This window comes from Stenotrophomonas sp. RG-453, assembly GCF_033843685.1.
GTDB lineage: Bacteria > Pseudomonadota > Gammaproteobacteria > Xanthomonadales > Xanthomonadaceae > Stenotrophomonas > Stenotrophomonas bentonitica_A.
Genome location: NZ_JAMYED010000018.1, coordinates 1 through 1,227, shown reverse-complemented (window position 1 = coordinate 1,227; position 1,227 = coordinate 1). Strand labels below are relative to the sequence as shown.

The following is a 1,227-nucleotide window of genomic DNA, read 5'->3' as shown; positions in this document are numbered from 1 at the left end:
AGCAACTGTGTTGCTGGAGGAGCTTCAGCCCCCCACCGGACGGGCATGGTAGTGCCGGCCGCTGGCCGGCAGCCGTTGGAGATGTGCCCCGGCGCGCTTCAGGCGGGGATCGATTCGCTTTGGGCGTCGCGCATCCGGGCGTTGAGGATGACCAGCATCTTGCGCATGACAGCTACCAAGGCGACCTTGCTCGCCTTTCCTTTGGCTTTCAGGGTCGAGTAAAAGTCACGTAGCTTGGGCTCGTAACGGATGGCAGTTAGCGCCGCCATGTAGAGCGCTTCGCGCACTACGGCCCGGCCCCCGGTGATGCTGCGCTTGCCCTGCCAAGTACCGCTCTCGCGGTTCATGGGAGCCAGGCCGACCAGCGAGGCAATGGCCTTGCTCCCCAGTGTTCCCAGCTCCGGCAGTTCGCAGGCCAAGGTGCTGACCAGGATCGGTCCAGCGCCTTTAAGCGTTCCGATGTTCTTCCAGCCCGGCTGCGCGGCGAGCTGCTCGGCAATGGCCTTGTCCAGCTGTTTAAGATCTTCAGACAGCTGGGCAAGATGGCGCTGCTTGATCGTGATCAGGACTGGATCGGTCAGCTGCCGCAAGCGCTGCATCTCGCTGACGCGCATCTGCACCAGATGACGACGGCACTGCGCAAATTCGGCCAAACGCCGCTGCCACGGGGCCGGTGGCACGTAGCGGGTGAGCGGTAAAAGGTGAGCCATCTGCGCCAGCACCGCTGCATCGAGTCGATCGGTTTTGGCAGCACGTCCCGTAGCTTGGGCGAAGCGGCGTGCCCGAGCGGGATTGATGCGGACCATCGGAAGCCCAGCCTCGTGCAAAGCCGCCAGGGCGGCACGCTCGTAGCCGCCGCTGGCTTCCAGAACGACCTGCGTGATGGGCCATTGTTTCAGCCATTGAATCAGCCGCACAAAGCCGCGCTTGTCGTTGCTGAATTGGTCAAACGCCTGTTCATGGACGGCCACATCCAGCGTGGCCTGACTTACATCGATCCCGATCCCATACATGGCAGAACTCCGCTAGGCTGACAGGGTCGAGAGCTCCCCCCGCTTGCCCAGTCTTATCAGTCCGAGCGCCAACTCGATCAACTGTTCGGGCGGATCAGGGAGAAACCGGCGTGGGGACCCAAGCTACCGAGCGGTCGCAAGACCTAGAGCCACACGGTCGCCCACGCCGGGCTCTCGGCACCTAAAGTGCCAGATCGGCAAGAGATAAGAGCCA

The 1,227-nt window shown here is 63.0% G+C and carries 1 protein-coding gene; it reads right to left on the bottom strand.

What is annotated here, in order from left to right; translation table 11 throughout:
- Positions 1 to 98: 98 nt before the first annotated feature.
- Positions 99 to 1,013, bottom strand: a complete 915-nt coding sequence (locus NJD74_RS19555) for an IS110 family transposase (RefSeq protein ID WP_319624820.1) — start codon at positions 1,011 to 1,013, stop codon at positions 99 to 101.
- Between the last annotated feature and the right edge of the window lie 214 nt (positions 1,014 to 1,227).

Coding starts and splice junctions, on each gene's coding strand:
- NJD74_RS19555 (WP_319624820.1), bottom strand. CDS start 1,013: ATGTATGGGATCGGGATCGATGTAAGTCAGGCCACGCTGGATGTGGCC.